Origin of the sequence: Pseudomonas sp. 2995-3, from assembly GCF_002742565.1 — a bacterium.
Classification (GTDB): domain Bacteria; phylum Pseudomonadota; class Gammaproteobacteria; order Pseudomonadales; family Pseudomonadaceae; genus Aquipseudomonas; species Aquipseudomonas edaphica.
Genome location: NZ_LJSB01000054.1, coordinates 28,068 through 46,109 on the forward strand (window position 1 = coordinate 28,068; position 18,042 = coordinate 46,109).

Consider the following 18,042-nt stretch of genomic DNA (forward strand, 5'->3'; position numbering starts at 1 on the left):
AGACTGATACGGTCAACCACTCAAAGGATTAATCATGACAACTGTCTATGAAACCAACCGTTCACCGTTTCGCGTGTCCTGGAGCTCTGTGCTGGCCGGTAGTGCAATTGCCCTGGTGACCTACCTGGTACTCAGCGTGCTCGGCACGGCCATCGGCGCCAGTGCCGTCAACCCGATGGAAGCGGGCAACCCCCTGAGCGGCTTCGGCACCGGCGCCGGGATCTGGCTGTTTGTCTCAACCCTGGTGGCTGTCGGCCTCGGCGCCTTTGTGGCCGGGCGCACTGCACCGGACCGTGGCGGCTTGCACGGCGTATTGACCTGGACCTTCACCACCTTGCTCACCACCTGGCTGCTGGCTGGCCTGGCCGCCAGCGTGGTCGGCACCGCCGGTAACGTAGTAGGCAAAGGCTTGTCCGCCGCCGGCAGTGGTATCGCCGCTGCTGCGCCTGGGATCGGCAACAGCATCAAGCAGCAGTTGAACGAGCAGGGTATCCAACTGGACTGGAACAGCCTGCAAGGCCAACTCGACACCTTGCTCAAGCAAAGCGGCAAGCCTGAGCTGGACCCTGCCAACGTCGAGCAGAAAACCGACCAGGCCGCCGCCGACGGCAAGCAATCGGCCAAGGACGCCGCGACCAACCCTGCCCAGGCCGGTGATGAGTTGAAGCAGTGGTTCGAACGCGTCAAAGCCTCCGGCGAGCCTGCGTTGAATGCTGCGGACAAAGACGCGCTGGTCAACATCGTGGCCGCCCGTACCGGCAAGAGCAAAGCCGAAGCCACGCAGATCGTCGACAACTATGCCCAGGCTTATCAGCAAGCCATGCAGAAGGTCGATGAGCTGAAACAGCAAGCCGAACAGAAAGCCCGTGAAGCCGGTGAAGTAGCGGCTAAGCAGCTGTCCCGCGCTGCATGGAGCACCTTGGCCATGTTGCTGCTGGGTGCAGCCTTGAGCTTCTTTGTGGGTCGTACCGCGCTGACCACGCGTCGCGTGCCGTTGGCTTAAGCTGAGCATGTGCGGCATGGATGCCGCCTGTGGAAGCTGGTTATGGAGTGAACTCGCTACCCCCTGCGCTCGAATGAATGCGTAAAATACCGGCTTTTTACGTGTATCACGCAAAGGTGCCCCTTGAGCGCAGGCAAAGCTGTCGGACTGTTATTACTCACCTCCCTGTTGGCGGCGTGCGGTACTTCGCCGCCACGCACGCCAAACGACATCTGCGGCATCTTCCGTGAAAAAGATGACTGGTACGACGCCGCCAAGGTCACGCAAAAGCGCTGGGGCGTGCCGATCCAGGTGCCGTTCGCGATCATGTATCAAGAGTCGGGCTTCCGCCAGGATGCCAAGACACCACGCAAGTACCTGCTATGGATCATCCCCTGGGGGCGCGTGTCCACCGCCGAAGGCTATTCCCAGGCCAAGGATGAAGTGTGGAACGACTACCGCAAGAGCACCGGCCGCAGCGGTGCGAGCCGTCAGGATTTCGATGACTCCATCGACTTTGTGGGTTGGTACATGGACAAGACCTACACCATCAACGGCGTGTACAAATACGACGCCTACGGCCAATACCTGAACTACCACGAAGGCTGGGGCGGCTATCGCCAGCGTACCTATGCGGCCAAAGCCTGGCTGCCGCCGGTGGCGAGCAAGGTGCAGGCGCGCTCGCAGATGTACGCGGCGCAATATGCGCGCTGTAAGGATGATTTGGGCCGCGGGTTCTGGAGCCGGTTCTGGCATTGGTTGTAAGGAACGATCGGCATAAGGGTGTGGCGAGGGCGCACTTGCCAAGCTCATTTTATTCTGGGAAAACCCCAGTCTTAACTCATCCAACGAGAGCCCCATGAGCAACGATGAACTCCAGATCACCGACACCCGCCTGGGCACCGGCAAAGCCGTGGTCAAGGGGGCGCTGATCACCACCCAATACACCGGCACCCTCGAAGACGGCACCGTGTTTGATTCGTCCTGGGAGCGCGGCAAGCCGTTCCAGTGCGTGATCGGCACCGGGCGCGTAATCAAGGGCTGGGACCAGGGCTTGATGGGCATGCAGGTGGGTGGCGTGCGCACACTGTTTGTGCCGGCGCACCTGGCCTATGGCGAGCGTTCGATGGGCGCGCATATCACGCCCAACAGCAATCTGCGCTTTGAAATCGAGTTGCTGGAAGTGCTGACGCGCGACGATTGAAGGGGAAGAAAACATGGAGGTTGATTGCGCACTCGAAGGTATTCGAGTGGTTGAACTGTACGACGGCGACGCGGCCGAACTGCAGTGTTTTTTTGACCAGGCACCCGAGTATTTCATCGCGGTCAATGGTGAACCGGCCACACCGACCGAAGCGCACGAAGAGTTACAGGGCCAGTTGCCGGCAGGTTGGCGTTGCAGCCGGATGTACTGGCTGGGTTATCGCGATACGCAGGACCAACTGGCCGCCGTCGTGAACATCGCGGCCGACTTGCTGGCCGTCGGCGTGTGGCATATCGGTTTGCTGCTGGTGCATACGCGCCTGCATGGCACCGGGTTCGCGCGACAATTGCATGCCGATCTTGAAGCGTGGGCGGTGAGCAACGGTGCCCAGTGGCTGCGGTTGACGGTGGTGGTCGGCAATACCAAGGCCGAGCGCTTCTGGCCCAAGCTTGGGTATGTGCAGGTGCGCACGCGTGAAGGCATCAGGATGGGACGGCAGGTCAACAGGGTGTCTATTCAGGTCAAGCCGCTGGCAGGTGGGCAGATGGACGAGTACTTGAAACGGGTTGAGCGGGATCGGCCCGATATGCCGTAATAGCGGACGTGCACACTCCTTGTGGGAGCTGGCTTGCCTGCGATGACGCAGTGTCAGGCAATAAACCTCCAGCAGACAGACCGCTATCGCAGGCAAGCCAGCTCCCACAGTTGATCTTCGGCGTGACCCAAAAAACAGTTGCTGAACTCACCCTGAACAATCCACCTAAACCCCTATGGTAAATTCTCCTACGGTTTACTCCCTCGAAAACGCGGCGTAAACTCCGCGCGTTTTCATCAATAGCGGAGACCCTCAGTGGGTACTTGTTCGAGCGACAGTCGTCGGCCGGTTTCGGTAACTGGCACATACTTGGCAAGGTAACGCGCATTTTTCCTGATGCCGTTGTCTCGCCTCAAAAAGCGAGAAGCGGCATTCCGGCAGCGGCCAGTCCTGGCACCTGCCTGCATCCCTCTCATCGACGCTGACCAGCACCTCAAATCACTTGGGATGCTACGGACGCGCCTGCCTTTTACGGCGGGCGGGCCAAGCTGACTGTGCCTTTAAACGGGGACGGTGCAGTCGGTCGTACCTGCACTAAGGTTTCTGGCATGCGCAGCAGTCATGGAGAATTTTTATGCAGGCAATCAACAACATCAACCTCAACTCTTTGGTCGATACCGTGGTCAGCCTTACCGCGGCGTTTATCCTCGGTGGCTTGATCGGTTTCGAACGCCAGTACCGCCAGCGCACGGCGGGCTTGCGCACTAATGTGCTGGTGGCAGTGGGCGCGGCGATCTTCGTCGACATGGCCAACCGCCTGGGTGGCGCGGAAGGCGCGGTGCGGGTGGTTGCGTACGTGGTCTCGGGCATCGGCTTTTTGGGCGCTGGCGTGATCATGCGTGAAGAAGGCAACGTGCGTGGGCTCAACACTGCTGCGACGTTGTGGGCTTCGGCAGCGGTGGGGGCGTGTGCGGGGGCTGACCTGATCCTCGAAGCACTGCTGGGCACGCTATTTGTGCTGGCGGCCAACACCTTGCTGCGGCCGATCGTCAATAACATCAACCGTCAGCCTTTGGACGTGGTGTCGGCGGAGGTCACCAACATCCTCTATGTCATCGCCCGGCGCAGCCAGCAGCAGGCAGTGATGGTGCTGCTGGAGGCCGAACTGGCGCGGTGCAACTACCCGGCCAGCGACGTCGATGTGCGGCCGTTCGGCAGCGAAGAAGTGGAGATCGAGGCCACCCTGGCCGCGACCTCGGTAGACGGCGACGAACTGGACGCGCTGGTGGCGCGAATTTCCACCTCGACACTGGTGGTGCAAGCGTTCTGGAGCCCGAGTACCACTGACTGACACGCGCTCAACGGCTACTTTTGCGAAGAAAAATCCTACATCTGATTGGGATTGCCCCTTCGGTCAATACGTCATTTCGTTGTTAAGGTTGCGCACTTGCAGCTAGCCGGTGGTCACGGTTTGGCTATACGTGCTCGATGTGACTTCGATAGAAGCGGACCACCTGAGTGACGGCAGTACCGCTGGTCGAAACTGTCATTTCTCACAGGTAGTGGTGTCCCGTGTGATGTGTAAGGGTACTTATTCTTTTCAGGGTAGTGATATGAGCAAAGCGCTAAGTAGTGGGACCGTGTTAGTTGTGGACGATCATCCGTTTATACGGGCAACCGTCAAGCATTTGCTCAAGTGCGAAGGCTTCACTGACATCGAGGAAGCCGGTACGGGGGCGGACGCGCTTCAGAAGGTTAGAGAGAAGCGTCCAGTCTTGATTATTCTCGACCTGGCCATTCCAAAACTGGGTGGGCTGGAGGTGATCAGCCGGGTCAAGGCGCTGGGTGTGCCGTGCAAAATTCTGGTACTGACGTCGTATCTGCCGGAGTTTTTTTCCACGCGGTGCATGCGTGCCGGCGCCATGGGGTTTGTCGCCAAGACCGGAGAGCTGGAGGAGCTGCAAAAAGCCATTAAGGCGGTGATGTCCAACTACAACTGCTTCCCCAGTCTGCCGAGCAGTTCGGTGCGTCGTGATGATTTGCAGACCACCGAGCACGAGCTGGTGCACTCGCTTTCAGACCGCGAGCTGGCAGTGCTGAGGATGTTGGCGTTGGGTTTTACCAACAACAAAATTGCTGCAGATATGCTGCTGAGCCACAAGACCATCAGCACCTACAAGACCCGGCTCAAGGAGAAGCTGCGGATGACGTCTGTGGTGCACATGGCCAAGTTTGCCCAGCGTAATCATCTGATCTGAATCGACATGATCCTTGCCCAGGTCCGACGGTTGATCATGCTGGTGTTGATGAGCCTGCTGCCGTTGCTCGCTGCGGCCCTTGATGAGCCCCACACCTTGCGGTTGCTGGGGCATTCCAGCCTCGACGAGAATGGCCCGCCCGTGGTGCTGGGGGACGCTGACTGGCACTGGCTGCGTGAGCGCCGCACGCTGTGGATGGGGGTTTCTGCGCCCGATTACGGGCCTTTCGAACTGACCAACAATAACGATGAACTGGAAGGCGTCACCGCCGACTATGCCAAGTTGCTTGCCCAGGCGCTCAACGTCAGCGTTGAAGTGCGCCGCTATGACACCCGTGATGAAGTGATTGAGGCGCTCAAGCAGGGCTCTATCGATTTCTTGGGGTCGGCCAACGGGTTTGAAGCGGGGGACCCGCAACTCGTCCTTTCGCGCTCCTATGCCAATGATCAGCCCATCCTGGTCACCCGTACCGGAGACACCCAGTCCCTGAGTGTCGACCTGGCCGGCAAGCGTGTGGCGATGCTTTATCACTATATGCCGCCCGATGTGGTCGAGGCGTTTTACCCCAAGGCCCATGTGGAACTGTTTGCGTCGGTCTTCGAAGCCATCGGCGCCGTGGCCTTTGGCCGTGCCGATGTCTACCTCGGAGACGCCATCACCGCCCACTACCAGATCAACCGCAACCACCTCAACAATGTACAGCTGGCGGACTTTTCCACTTTGGAGTCCAACGCCTTTGCGTTCGCGCTGGCCCGGGACAATATTCGCTTGCTGCGCATCATCAACAGCGCGCTGAGGTCGATTCCGGCTAACCAGCAGCTGGATATTTTGCGCCGTTGGAGTGCTGGCAATCTTGGTGTTCTGGGTACCGAGCGCCTGCGCTTAAGCACCAGCGAGCAACGCTGGCTGGAAAAACACCCACGGGTGAGGGTGGTAGCGTCCGACCAGATGTTGCCGTTGGCATCCTTCACGGCACAAGGGCAATCAGAGGGCTTGAGTGCAGACGTTCTATCCCGGATCAGCTTGCGCACCGGCTTGAAGTTCGATGTGGTCCCGGGCGGCTCAATGCCTCAGCAAATAGAGGCGGTCCGTTCCGGCCGGGCGGACATGATGGCGGTGGTCACGCCCAGCCTCGAAGGCTCTGACCAGGTGCGTTTTACGCGGCCCTACTTGACCAATCCGCTGGTGCTGGTCACCCGTACCGACACGCCTGGCACCATGACACTGGAAAATATGCTGGGTAAACGCCTGGTAATACCCAGCGGCAATGCGCTGCGTGACGTCATCAATCGCGACTATCCCGGTATCCAGTTTGTGGAGGCGAAAAATCCTACGGATGCCATGGCTCTGGTGGCCAATGGCAGCGCCGAGGGTGCCGTCAGTTCACTGATCTATGCGCGTTACCTGATCGCCTTTGAGTACCGCGATCGCTTGCACGTGACCAGCACCGTCGGCTCTGAACCTGTGCGTATGACGTTCGGGGTCAACCGGGGGCAGTTGGAGCTGTACTCGATACTGGACAAGGCGTTGCTGAGCATCCCGCCTCAGGAAATGGATGAACTGATCAGCCAATGGCGCACCGATGTCATCATCGAAGACCATTGGCTACGCCATCGCCGCACGATTATCCAAGGATTCGGCCTGGCAGCGGTATTGCTGCTGATCACCCTGGGATGGGCGATTTACCTGCGCAGCCTGATACGCAAGCGTGCTCAGGCCGAACGCGCGTTAAGTGACCAGATGCGCTTTATGGGCGTGCTGATCGACGGTACGCCCCACCCGATCTACGTGCGTGATCGCCAGGGGCGGCTGATGGCCTGCAACAGTGCCTACCTGGACGTGTTTGGCTTCAAGCTTGAAGCGGTGATCGGCAAGACGGTGATCGAGACCGACACCGGCAACCCGCCGCAGGCCCAGTCATTCCATGAGGACTATCTGCGGTTGATGGAGCGGGGCGAACCGCAGATTCATGATCGGGTGCTCAGGTTGCCTGCGGGCAAGGTGTTGACCATTTACCACTGGATGCTGCCGTACCGTGATGGCGACGAAAATGTCGTGGGCATGATTGCCGGTTGGGTCGATGTGAGCGAGCGCCAGCGTCTGCTGGGCCAGTTGCAGGAAGCCAAGGAGGACGCTGACGCCGCCAACCGTGCCAAGACCACGTTCCTGGCGACCATGAGCCACGAAATTCGCACCCCCATGAACGCGGTGATCGGCATGATCGAGCTGGCGCTGGCCAACGCTGAACAAGGGCGTGCCGACCGTGACGCCCTGGAAGTCGCTTCGGTGGCCTCCCACGGCATGCTGGACCTGATCGGCGACATTTTGGATATTGCCCGAATTGAGTCCGGCCATTTGTCTTTGTCCCTTGAACCGGCCAACCTGCATGAGCTATTGAAGTCGGTGGCGCGGGTATTCGAAGGGTTGGCGCGCGCGAAAGGCCTGGCGCTGCAAGTAGAGCTTGACCCGCAGATGGATTGCGCGGTGTTGATCGACCCGTTGCGATTCAAGCAGGTGGTGTCCAACCTGCTGAGCAATGCCATCAAGTTTACCGACCACGGCCGGGTGCGCTTGGGCGGCCGCTGTGGGTTGGCATCGGACCCCGGCCAATTGAACCTCACCTTGTGGGTAGAAGACACCGGCATAGGCATCAGTGCCGAGGACCAGCAGCGGCTGTTCAACCCGTTTATCCAGGGCAGCAATACCGAGCAGTCGGCGCGCAGCGGCTCGGGCCTGGGGTTGGTGATCAGCCGCACGCTATGCGAAATGATGGCGGGGAAACTGCAGTTGAGCAGTACGCTGGGGCAGGGGACACGGGTGGACGTAGCACTCACGTTGGCCACCACAGCAGCAATAGCGGCCGAGGTTTCGGCTACGCCGGAACCTACCCGTCCCGTGCGTGTTTTGGACATTCTGGTGGTGGATGACTACCCGGCCAATCGCCTGCTGCTGGCCCGGCAGCTGAGCTTTCTGGGGCATCGCATCAGCACCGCCGAAGATGGCGTCCAGGGCTTGGAACGCTGGCAAACCCAGCGGCCGGATGTGGTAATCACCGATTGCAACATGCCCCTCAAGGATGGCTATGCCTTGGCGCGTGAAATCCGTGCGCAAGAGCGTGAGCATGGCTTGCCCGCCTGCCTGCTGCTGGGGTTTACCGCCAATGCCCAGCCGGAAGAAACCGAGCGCTGCCGGCAGGCGGGCATGGATGGTTGCCTGTTCAAGCCTGCCGGGCTTGAGGACTTGCGCTCTGCGCTGAGCGTCTATGCGCTCGGCCCTGAGTCACCCGACGCTGGTCCAGGGTTTGATTTAAAGGCTTTGAAGGTCGTCACGGGAGACGATCACGCCGCGCTCAATGAGCTTTTGAGCGCCTTGCTCGACAGTTTGGAGGCAGACCGCGCGATGCTGGCGTTGCTGGCGCGTCAGCATAGTTTTAGTGGGCTGCATGACCTCGCACACCGCGTCAAAGGTGGGGCGCGAATGGTCAAGGCCGAGCCATTGATAGCCAGTTGCGAAATGCTGGAGGCGGTGTGTGAGCGACAGGAGCGCAGCACATTAGGCGCGGCTGTTGCAACAATTGACACGGCAATTGCTGATTTGCACCAGCGCATGGGTGACTATTGCAAGCAGGCCTGACTGCAGTTGAGGGGCATTCGGTGAATTTGGGAGAACTCCTACATGAAGGGGGAACATGCCTGATTTTGTCTTCGGTATATGTCTGGAGAATGGGGCACGCTCACTGACGAGCGCTGCCAGCCCAGGGGTTCGCCATGCCGAACAAAGCACTGACCATCCTGATTGCCGATGAACAACACCTGCAACGACTGTACATAGAAAAAATGCTCAATCAGTTGGGTTACCACCGCATTGTGCCGGTGCAAACCTACCAGGAAGTCCAGATACTCACCGCGATCCCTGCCGAGCCCTTCGACGTATTGATCATTAATGCGGGGCTGGCGCTGCAGGCTTGCGGGCCGCAGCCTCAGGTGCGGCATGTGCTGCTCTATGACCATCAGGAACTGGGCGAACCGGCTGATACTCAGCCTGCGGTGCTGGTGCGGTTGCCGGGTGTGCCGGACAGCGTCAACCTCGAACACTTCATGGACATCATCGACCCACCCGCAGCCACGGCGGGCCTGCGGGTGTTGCCATGGCTGCGGGAATTATCGCGCAAACCGCTGGCCGGGGTTTAGTCCCACTTCGGCGCAATGCCTTTGGGGCTGGTTAAACGGTGGCCACGCTCCAAGGTTGCAATCTGCGCCATGTCGGCAGCGCTCAAGGTCAGGTGCAGGGCCTCGAGATTGCTTTGCAGGTTGACGCGTTTGGTCGACGACGGGATCACCGCGTAACCCAACTGCATTGCCCAGGCCAGCGTGACCTGCGCCGGTGTGGCTTGATGGCGCTCGGCGATCTGCTGGATCACCGGGTCTTTGAGCACTTCGCCATAGGCCAGGGTCATGTACGAGGTGATCTGGATACCCTGGGCGGTGGCAAAATCCACAACCTTCTGGTTTTGCAGGTAGGGGTGCAACTCGATCTGGTTGGTGGCGATGTTCTCGGCACCCACCGCAGCGATTGCCTGCTTCATCAAGTCAATGGTGAAGTTGGAGATGCCGATCTGGCGTGTCAGTCCCAAGCGCTTGGCTTCCAGCAACTGGCCCATGAATTCGGCGACCGGCACCTGGTCTTCCGGCGATGGCCAGTGGATCAGCGTCAGGTCGAGATAATCGGTTTTGAGTTTGCGCAGGCTTTCGCGCAGGCTCGCAATCAACTGGCCTTCGGCGAAATTGGCGATCCAGATCTTGCTGGTGATAAACAGCTCATCACGCGCTACGCCGCTGTCGGCAATGGCTTGGCCGATATCGGCTTCGTTCTCGTAGATCTGCGCAGTGTCGATGACGCGGTAGCCCAGTTCCAGGCCGGTGCTCACCGAGTCGATCACCACCTGGCCTTGCAGGCGGAAGGTGCCGAGGCCGAAGGCGGGGACGTTTGGGGTTGGGGTAGACATCAGTAACTCCAGAAGGGGTGTGAACAATGGAGTCGAGTATTCGCCCGTCGTTCACTCGGAAAAACCGCCCATTGCGAAAAGGACTCTTAACCACAAGTCACGAATACCCGCGGCCTTGTCAGGGTGAGCAGGCTGTGCCCAGCACGCCGATTCACAACAGCACGGGTTCGCATGACCGCTGGTCAACTTTGTCACCCGATGCTTACCGGCTTCACTTGCCAGCCATGGGTGTGGCGCGGTATTCCAGAATGCTTTATGCCAGCCTTGGAAAGACCATGACCCAACACCTCACCGAATACGCCGACGCCAGCCCTGAAGTGCGTGCGGTTTACGACGACATCATGCAAACACGCAAGGTCGACCAGGTGAACAACTTCTGGAAATGCCTGGCCGCCCACCCGCCGACGTTGCGCCGCACCTGGGAAAGCCTCAAGGAAATCATGGCACCGGGAGCTCTCGACCCGCTGACCAAGGAGTTGCTGTATGTGGCGGTCAGCGTGACTAACAATTGCCCGTATTGCATCGCCTCCCACACCGCCGCCGCACGCAAGGCCGGCATGACAGACGAGATGTTTGGCGAATTGCAGGCCGTGGTCGGCATGGCCAATGAGACCAACCGCCTGGCGACCGGCTACCGTGTACCAGTGGACGATATGTTCAAGTGGCCGTGATACCCAGCTTCATGCGCAGATGCGCGAGGCTTCTGCCGGGCGCGCAGGGCGGTGGTGATAGAACTGCCCCTGCTGCGCCTTTCGGCTTCTGCAGGACTGGGAACGGGTCCATGTGGTGAAGTCAAAACGAGTGGCCGACACGACGTTTTCCTGAACCAGCAGGATCGGCCTGGGGCGGTTTATAGGGGCGTGGTGAGTGTGGAGCGTGACCTCCAATGTGTCCTTGTCCCGGTACCCGCTGAGTATGGGCACCAGGCTGAACCCCTGACCAATGCCTTCGGACTCCGTGGGGGTGCCTGCGAATACTACAATCCCGACATAGACCTTCCTGTCGCTCAAACTGAACATGCACGGCACACACTTGACGATGGACTCTCTCAATAAAAGCTTGAATGGCGTGCCCTCAAGAATACCCAGCGAAAGCACGTGGTAGAGCTGCGTGTCGGTTTCCAGCTTCAGCATTTTCTTCTTCGCGCGTACATATAGCCTTGCCCAGAAAAAAGGAATCGCCAGAGTGGTCATGCCCGCCTGCAACATGAAAACCCATAGCGTGCAGTTTTTCTCATTGGCAATGTCGAGTTGTACCAATAGCGTACCCAGTTTTTGGCTGTAGTCCGCCGCAACTTCATGCCCGGCGATAAAGGCTGCTTGTTTTGATAACGTCAGCAGGGCAGCACTCAAAAACGTGGCAACGATTAAGCAGAGCATTCCGAGCCTTGCTACCTGCAGGTAAAGCAACTGTCCCTGGAATCGGTGCAATCGCAAGTAGAAAAACGGGTGCCTGAGGCAGACCAGATAGCCACTGACCAGTAACGGCACAATGATCAGCAGGCCCATGAGTCGTCTGACTCCATTTTTTGCACTTGGCGCAGAGCGTCCTTGTAACCCTCTGACGCGATAACCTCATCGATGTCCAGGCCGATGCCTCCACGTAGGACCTTCCAGGTTTTACGGGATTTGACATCCCTTACTCGATCCCAATCATCCTGAGTCGGTTTCCCAAACAACAAATGCAATAAAGACATGGCGACAACCTCGAAAAGAAGTAGCCATTTTTATAGCAAGCGACTGGGTGCCTCACCACTGATGGCAAGCCGCGCCACTGTCGCCAGTTCCCGTAGGAAACGTCTGCATTTGCTACAGCGGCCTAAAATGTCGGGGGTGTAATCACCCAGATCACCACTGTATCCACCTTGCCCGGGTTGCCATACCGGTGCGGCTCGCTGCTGGCAAAGCTGAAACTGTCGCCTTCAGCCAACAGAAAATGCCGCTCACCGACCCACAGCTCAAAGGTGCCGCTCAACACATAGCCCGCTTCTTCGCCTTCATGGCTGTAGCTTTGCTGGCTGTAGGTGCCGGGTGGGAAGCATGAGTGCAGGATCTCCAGTTGGTGGTTGGGCAATGGCGTCAGCAGTTGGTCGACGATGCCATCTTCATAACGGATGCTTTGACGATTGTTTTTACGTACCACATAGCCTTCATCCGCTGGGGCAGGGGCGGCCTCGCTGGCAAAAAACCACTGGATAGTCACGCCCAGGCTGCGGGCGATATTGAACAGCGCCGGGATCGATGGGTACGCCAGGTTGCGCTCCAACTGGCTGAGATAGCCGGCGGTCAGTTCACTCAGTTGCGCCAGTTCGGTCAGCGTCAGGCCGCGTGCCTTGCGCAGGCCGCGAATGCGGGTGCCGAGAAACAGTGGCTGCGGTTCGTCGTTCAGAGTTTCCACGCTACCTTGAGTCCTTCGTAGATCGCCTCTTCGGCGGTGCGCGGCGCCAGGCAGTCGCCGATGCGTTCAAACGGCACCAGCCCGGCAAGCGCCGTGCCCAGAGTGTCCACTGGCTGATGGCCCTGGCACAACACCAGGCTGTCGACGTTCTCCAACAGCATCGGTTCGCCGCTGGCGCTGTGTTGCAAGTAAACCGTGCTGTCGTCGCAGCCGTAGAGGCGGGCATAAGGGATGATGGGGATGCCCAGGCGGTGCAGCTCGCCCGCCAGTTGATCGCGTACATAGAGCGGCAGGTTTTCCCCGCAATGCGTGCCATTGACCGCCAGTTGCACCTGATGGCCGGCGCGCACCAGACGCTCGGCGATACCGGGGCCGATCCAGTCGCAGCGCCAGTCGACCACCACCACCGAACGGCCCAAGGTGACCTGATCGCGTAACACCTGCCAGGCATCGACTACTTGCAGCTCGCCGCCTCGCTCGAATGCCGGCCAATAGGGTTCGGCGCCGGTGGCGATGATGACGTGATCAGGTCGCTGTTGTTCCACCAGGGCGCGGTCGACGCGGGTATTGCGCAGCACACGCACGCCTGCCAGCGTCATCTCTCGTTGCAGGTTGGTACTGGCGCCGCCGAATTCGCTGCGCCGTGGCAGCAACTGCGCCAACAGCACTTGCCCGCCCAATTGCCCGCTGGCTTCAAACAAGGTCACGTCGTGGCCGCGTTGCGCGGCCACAGCGGCAGCTTTCATGCCGGCCGGGCCACCGCCGACCACCATGATGCGGCGGCGTTTCAACGTCGGTTGCAGGTTACCGTAGTGCAGCTCGCGCCCCGTCTCGGGGTGCTGGATGCAGGAGATTGGCAAGCCCTTGTGAAAGTGCCCGATACAGGCCTGATTGCAGGCGATGCACGCGCGCACGTCTTCAGCGCGGCCGCCGAGGGTTTTGGCCGGCATCAGCGGGTCGCAGATCAGTGCGCGGGTCATGCCGCACACATCGGCCTGGCCGCGCGCCAGGATCAGCTCGGCCTCCTGCGGCTGGTTGATCCGCCCGGTGACAAACAGGGGTATCGACAGGCTGGCTTTGAACGTCGCGGCCGCATCGGCCAGGTACGCGGCGGCGATGGCCATGGGCGGCACGATATGCACTGCGCCGCCCGTGGACGCCGAGGTGCCGGCGACGATATGCACATAATCCAGCTGCGTTTGCAGGTGTTGCACGGCCTCCAGGGATTCGCTTTCGGTAAGGCCTTCGCTGTCGCGCTCATCGGCAGAAATGCGCAGGCCGATGATGAACTGCGGGTCGGTCGCGGCGCGCACTGCGGCAATAATTTCCCGCAGGAATCTCAGGCGCTGTTCAAGCGCGCCGTTGTAGTCATCGGTGCGCCGGTTAACCCGCGGGTTGAGAAACTGCGCGGGCAGGTAGCCGTGGCTGGCGACCACTTCCACGCCATCAATGCCCGCCTGATGCAAGCGCCTGGCCGCCGCTGCGTAACCGCTGACGATCTCATCGATCATCGCCTGGTCGAGCGCCCGTGGCATCACCCGAAACCGCTCATTAGGCACTCCCGACGCCGAGTACGCCACCGCCAGCAACCCGTCTGCCGACTCCATGATCTCGCGGCCCGGGTGGAATATTTGCGACAGCACCACGGTGCCCTGAGCGTGGCAAATATCGGCTAACTCACGATAGCCGTCGATGCATTCGTCGTCGGTGGCCATCAGCACATGGGAGGTGTACCGCGCACTGTCATGCACGCCCGCCACCTGCAACACAATCAGCCCCACACCGCCTTCGGCGCGCGCACGGTGATAGGCGATCAATTGCGCATTGACCCGGTTATCCGTCGGCATCGAGGTGTCATGCCCGCTGGACATGATGCGGTTCTTCAGACGTTTGCCGCGCAGTACCAAGGGTTCGAACAGATGCGGGAAGGCAGCGTGCGACATGGTGCGGATACTCCAAGCGCTGTTATTGTTATTTTTCTAGTAAGAGGCGAGCGCCAGTAAAAAATCAACTTGTTTTTTTACTGGCGGCTGGCTTAGCGTCGCCTTTACCAACCCCGAGCCTGGAGAATAAAAATGACTCACTCCACCGAGCAGCAACTGCGCGAAGAGCTCGCGGCCTGCTATCGATTGATCGCGCACTACCGCATGAGCGACCTGATCTTCACGCATATTTCGGTGCGTATTCCCGGGCCGGAACATCACTTTCTGATCAATCCTTATGGGCTGATGTTCGATGAAATCACCGCCTCCAACCTGGTCAAGATCGGCCTGGACGGGCAGGCGGTCGAACCTTCTGCTTATGCCGTCAACCCGGCTGGTTTTGTCATTCACAGCGCCATTCATGGCGCTCGCGAAGACGCCCAGTGCGTGCTGCATACCCACACCCGCGCCGGCTGTGCGGTGGCGGCGCTGGAGTGCGGTTTGTTGCCGGTCAATCAGATCTCGATGGAGTTCTACGGCAAGGTTGCCTACCACGACTATGAAGGCGTCGCCCTGGACATGCACGAGCAACGCCGGCTGGTGCAGGACCTTGGCGACAAGCCGGTGCTGATGCTGCGCAACCATGGTTTGTTGACGGTGGGCGAGACGGTTGGTGAGGCGTTTCTGCGCATGTATTACCTGGACAAGGCCTGCGATATCCAGATCGCCGCGCAGGCCTGCGGCAAGCTGATCCTGCCGCCGGCTGAGGTTTGCGCTTACACCGAGCAGCAATTCAATAACCCCAACCGAGCGCTGGAGGAGGGCGAGCTGACCGATGTGAATGCCATGCAGCTGGCATGGGCGGCGTTGCTGCGGATGCTGGATCGGGTGTCGCCCGGTTACCGCGACTGAGGTAGAGTCGTGCAGCCGACTCAACCGAAGGACACCGCCCCATGACTCAGGAATCGCGTTTCTCCCGCATGGAGCCGCAATTGCGCAAGGCCAACCTGGTTCAGGCGACGCTGACGTGCCTCAAGCGCGATGGCTTCCAGGGCGCTTCGATCCGCAAGATCAGCGCTGAGGCCGGGGTGTCGGTAGGGCTGATCAGCCATCACTATTCGGGCAAGGATGAGTTGGTGGCCGAGGCCTATCGCACCATCACCGCCCAAGTCATGAGCCTGTTGCGCGAGACCATGGCCAAGGCGCCGCCGCAGCCGCGTGAGCGTTTATCGGCGCTGTTCCGTGGCTCCTTTTCAGCTGAACTGCTCGACCCACAGCTGCTGGACGCCTGGCTGGTGTTCTGGGGCGCGGTCAAGACCGCGCCGGCGATCAACCAGGCCCACGAGCATTCCTATGGCGAGTACCGCACCATCATGCGTTCGGCGTTGGCGGACATGGCCAGGGAGGAAGGCTGGGAGCAATTCGACGCTGATTTGGCCGCCATCGGCTTGAGCGCGTTGCTCGATGGCTTGTGGCTGGAGTCGGGGCTCAACCCCGGCACGTTCACGCCGCAGCAGGGCATCCAGATCTGCGAAGCCTGGGTGGACGGCCTGCAAGGCGGCGGTCGCGCGCGCTACCAGCTCAAAGCCTGAACCTTCCCTTCAGCGCCTGAACGCTCTATTCGGGCGTTTTTTTTCGCCCTGAAAATATTTGCAGTTTGCCGATTGCCTCCTTACTGAACACTCGTTTAGTATCTCGCCATGTCGCACCCCTCACGCCAACTAAAATAATTCGAGGAAGCCATGACTACCGATTCGCCCGTGCTCACTCAGGTGCAAGCTGGCGTTGCCTGGATCACGCTCAACCGTGGCCCGCAGCGCAATGCACTCGACATCCCGACCCTCAACTACCTGCATGCGGTGCTCGACGCGTTCAACACCGACCCCAGCGTGCGGGTGGTGGTGCTCACCGGCAGCGGCCGTAGTTTCTGCGCCGGTGCCGACCTGGCTGAGTGGGCCGACGCCGAGTCCCGTGGCGCCCTGGAAACCTACGGCTGGACCGAAACCGCTCACGCCCTGATGACCCGTCTGCATACCCTCGACAAACCTACGATTGCTGCGATCAACGGCACCGCCGTCGGCGCGGGCATGGACCTGACCCTGTGCTGCGACCTGCGCATCGCCGCCCAGTCGGCGCGCTTCAAGGCCGGCTACACCAGCATGGCGTATTCGCCGGACGCTGGCGCCAGTTGGCACTTGCCGCGCTTGATCGGCAGCGAGCAGGCCAAGCGCCTGCTGTTCCTCGATGAGCTGTGGAGCGCCGAGCGCGCACTGGCCGCCGGGCTGGTGGGCGAAGTGGTCGCCGATGAGCAGCTGCATGCCCACGCAAGCGAGCTGGCCACGCGCCTGGCCAACGGGCCGACCTTCGCTTTCGCCCAGACTAAAACCCTGATCCGCGAAGGCGCCGGGCGCAGCCTGCCTGAACAGCTTGAGGCCGAACTGGCCGCCGGGCTGCTGTGCGGGCGCACTGACGACGGCGCCGAGGCGCTGCGTGCCTCGATGGAAAAACGCCTGCCGGTTTTCTCCGGTCGCTAAGCCCACACAGGAAGCACACACAGGTAGCGCCATGAATTTCCAACTCAGCCAAGAACAAGACATGTTGGTGGACGCGGTACGCAGCTTTGTTGCCAGGGAATTGCTGCCCCATGAGGACGCGGTGGACCGTGCCGACGCGGTTTCGCCCGAGCTGGCCGCGCAGATTCGCGACAAGGCTGTCGCTGCCGGCTTCTATGCTTTCAACATGCCCGAAGAGGTGGGCGGTGGTGGCCTGGATTACCTGTCCCAGGCGTTGATCGAACGCGAGTTGTCCAAAGTCTCGTGGGCGCTGCATGTGTTTGTCGCGCGCCCGTCCAAGATTCTCATGGCTTGCACCGGCGCGCAGGTCGAGGACTACCTGTTGCCGTGCGTGCAAGGCAAGAAAGTTGACTGTTTCGCGCTGACCGAACCCGGCGCTGGCTCCGACGCCAATGCGATCAAGACCCGCGCCGTACGCAGCGGCGATGACTTTGTGATCAACGGCAGCAAGCACTTCATCAGCCACGCTGGCCATGCCGATTTTGCCATCGTGTTTGCCGTCACCGACACCTACGAACACAGCGGCCGCCAGCGCAATGCGGTGACTGCATTCCTGGTCGATCGCGGCACGCCCGGCATGACCATCCGCCGTGGCCCCAAGTGTGTGAGCAACCGCGGTTATCACACCTATGAAATGTTCTTCGACGACTGCCGCGTGCCAGCCTCCAAAGTGCTGGGCGAAGTCGGTAAAGGTTGGGAGGTCGCCAACGCCTGGCTCACCGCTGGCCGGGTGATGGTCGCTGCCAACTGCGTCGGCCAGGCCCAGCGTGCGTTGGAGGTGTCGCTGCAATGGGCGGCGGACCGCAAGCAGTTCGGCCAGCCCATCGGCACCTACCAGGGCGTGAGTTTCAAGCTGGCCGACATGGCCACGCAGATTCGCGCCGCCGAGCTTCTGACCCTGCACACCGCCTGGAAGATGGACCAGGGCAGCATGACCGATGGCGAGGCCGGCATGGCCAAGCTGTTTGCCAGTGAAACCCTGGGCAAGGTAGCCGATGAAGCCGTGCAGATCTTTGGCGGCATGGGCTTGATGGATGAAGGGCCAGTGGAGCGCATCTGGCGTAACGCGCGGATCGAACGGATCTGGGAAGGCACTTCGGAAATCCAGCGGCACATTATTGCCCGTGAACTGTTGCGGCCGTTGTTGCGCTGACCGGCGCGGAGAA

General features: G+C 60.3%; 17 protein-coding genes. 13 read left to right on the forward strand and 4 right to left on the reverse strand.

Translation table 11 applies throughout. The features are described 5' to 3' along the window. Positions 1-34: 34 nt before the first annotated feature. The 8 genes from AOA62_RS01925 (at position 35) to AOA62_RS01960 (ending at position 9,169) form a co-directional block, all read left to right on the forward strand. Positions 35-1,003, forward strand: coding sequence for a hypothetical protein (locus AOA62_RS01925; RefSeq protein ID WP_017138991.1), 969 nt, complete (start codon positions 35-37; stop codon positions 1,001-1,003). Between the two features lie 123 nt (positions 1,004-1,126). After that, positions 1,127-1,747: a hypothetical protein gene (locus AOA62_RS01930; RefSeq protein ID WP_017138992.1), complete on the forward strand. Its 621-nt coding sequence runs from the start codon at positions 1,127-1,129 to the stop codon at positions 1,745-1,747. 94 nt (positions 1,748-1,841) lie between these two features. Next, complete coding sequence (locus AOA62_RS01935) at positions 1,842-2,186, forward strand: FKBP-type peptidyl-prolyl cis-trans isomerase (protein WP_017138994.1); 345 nt, start codon at positions 1,842-1,844, stop codon at positions 2,184-2,186. Between the two features lie 13 nt (positions 2,187-2,199). Beyond that, positions 2,200-2,781: a GNAT family N-acetyltransferase gene (locus tag AOA62_RS01940; RefSeq protein WP_099547667.1), complete on the forward strand. Its 582-nt coding sequence runs from the start codon at positions 2,200-2,202 to the stop codon at positions 2,779-2,781. A 574-nt stretch (positions 2,782-3,355) separates the two neighbouring features. After that, positions 3,356-4,072 carry an MgtC/SapB family protein gene (locus tag AOA62_RS01945; RefSeq protein ID WP_099547668.1) on the forward strand — a complete coding sequence of 239 codons (717 nt, stop codon included), beginning with the start codon at positions 3,356-3,358 and terminating at the stop codon, positions 4,070-4,072. A gap of 262 nt (positions 4,073-4,334) precedes the next feature. Continuing rightward, positions 4,335-4,979 (forward strand): response regulator transcription factor, encoded by a 645-nt coding sequence (locus tag AOA62_RS01950; protein ID WP_026013841.1) that lies wholly within the window; start codon positions 4,335-4,337, stop codon positions 4,977-4,979. A gap of 6 nt (positions 4,980-4,985) precedes the next feature. Then, positions 4,986-8,612: a transporter substrate-binding domain-containing protein gene (locus AOA62_RS01955; protein WP_099547669.1), complete on the forward strand. Its 3,627-nt coding sequence runs from the start codon at positions 4,986-4,988 to the stop codon at positions 8,610-8,612. Between the two features lie 134 nt (positions 8,613-8,746). Continuing rightward, a complete protein-coding gene (locus AOA62_RS01960) occupies positions 8,747-9,169 on the forward strand; it encodes a hypothetical protein (RefSeq protein ID WP_017138999.1) in 423 nt (140 codons plus the stop codon). On the opposite strand, the gene dkgB is transcribed toward AOA62_RS01960, so the two are convergent. Beyond that, positions 9,166-9,984 carry a 2,5-didehydrogluconate reductase DkgB gene (gene dkgB, locus AOA62_RS01965; protein ID WP_099547670.1) on the reverse strand — a complete coding sequence of 273 codons (819 nt, stop codon included), beginning with the start codon at positions 9,982-9,984 and terminating at the stop codon, positions 9,166-9,168. The genes AOA62_RS01960 and dkgB overlap by 4 nt on opposite strands. A 275-nt stretch (positions 9,985-10,259) precedes the next feature. Here dkgB and AOA62_RS01970 point away from each other — a divergent pair, with 275 nt between their 5' ends. Then, positions 10,260-10,655: a carboxymuconolactone decarboxylase family protein gene (locus tag AOA62_RS01970; protein ID WP_058420656.1), complete on the forward strand. Its 396-nt coding sequence runs from the start codon at positions 10,260-10,262 to the stop codon at positions 10,653-10,655. A 9-nt stretch (positions 10,656-10,664) separates the two neighbouring features. Here the strand turns inward: AOA62_RS01970 and AOA62_RS01975 are convergent, their stop codons facing one another. The 3 genes from AOA62_RS01975 to AOA62_RS01990 form a co-directional block, all read right to left on the reverse strand. Further along, on the reverse strand, positions 10,665-11,492 hold the full coding sequence (locus AOA62_RS01975; protein ID WP_099547671.1) for a hypothetical protein: 828 nt from the start codon (positions 11,490-11,492) through the stop codon (positions 10,665-10,667). Between the two features lie 310 nt (positions 11,493-11,802). Then, complete coding sequence (locus AOA62_RS01985) at positions 11,803-12,381, reverse strand: helix-turn-helix domain-containing protein (RefSeq protein ID WP_017139004.1); 579 nt, start codon at positions 12,379-12,381, stop codon at positions 11,803-11,805. After that, the gene (locus AOA62_RS01990) at positions 12,369-14,324 is read right to left on the reverse strand and encodes an FAD-dependent oxidoreductase (protein ID WP_099547673.1); all 1,956 of its coding nucleotides are present in this window, start codon (positions 14,322-14,324) and stop codon (positions 12,369-12,371) included. The genes AOA62_RS01985 and AOA62_RS01990 overlap by 13 nt, the downstream gene beginning before the upstream one ends. Before the next feature lie 132 nt (positions 14,325-14,456). Between AOA62_RS01990 and AOA62_RS01995 the strand changes: the two genes are divergently transcribed. The 4 genes from AOA62_RS01995 to AOA62_RS02010 all read left to right on the forward strand — a co-directional run bounded on the left by AOA62_RS01995 (position 14,457) and on the right by AOA62_RS02010 (position 18,029). Beyond that, positions 14,457-15,215 carry a class II aldolase/adducin family protein gene (locus tag AOA62_RS01995; protein WP_099547674.1) on the forward strand — a complete coding sequence of 253 codons (759 nt, stop codon included), beginning with the start codon at positions 14,457-14,459 and terminating at the stop codon, positions 15,213-15,215. 41 nt (positions 15,216-15,256) lie between these two features. Continuing rightward, positions 15,257-15,895, forward strand: coding sequence for a TetR family transcriptional regulator C-terminal domain-containing protein (locus AOA62_RS02000; protein ID WP_058420659.1), 639 nt, complete (start codon positions 15,257-15,259; stop codon positions 15,893-15,895). A 150-nt stretch (positions 15,896-16,045) separates the two neighbouring features. Next, entirely contained in the window at positions 16,046-16,837 is a 792-nt protein-coding gene (locus AOA62_RS02005; protein WP_099547675.1) for an enoyl-CoA hydratase/isomerase family protein, read from the forward strand. A 31-nt stretch (positions 16,838-16,868) separates the two neighbouring features. Next, positions 16,869-18,029 carry an acyl-CoA dehydrogenase family protein gene (locus AOA62_RS02010; protein ID WP_099547676.1) on the forward strand — a complete coding sequence of 387 codons (1,161 nt, stop codon included), beginning with the start codon at positions 16,869-16,871 and terminating at the stop codon, positions 18,027-18,029. Positions 18,030-18,042 lie beyond the last annotated feature (13 nt).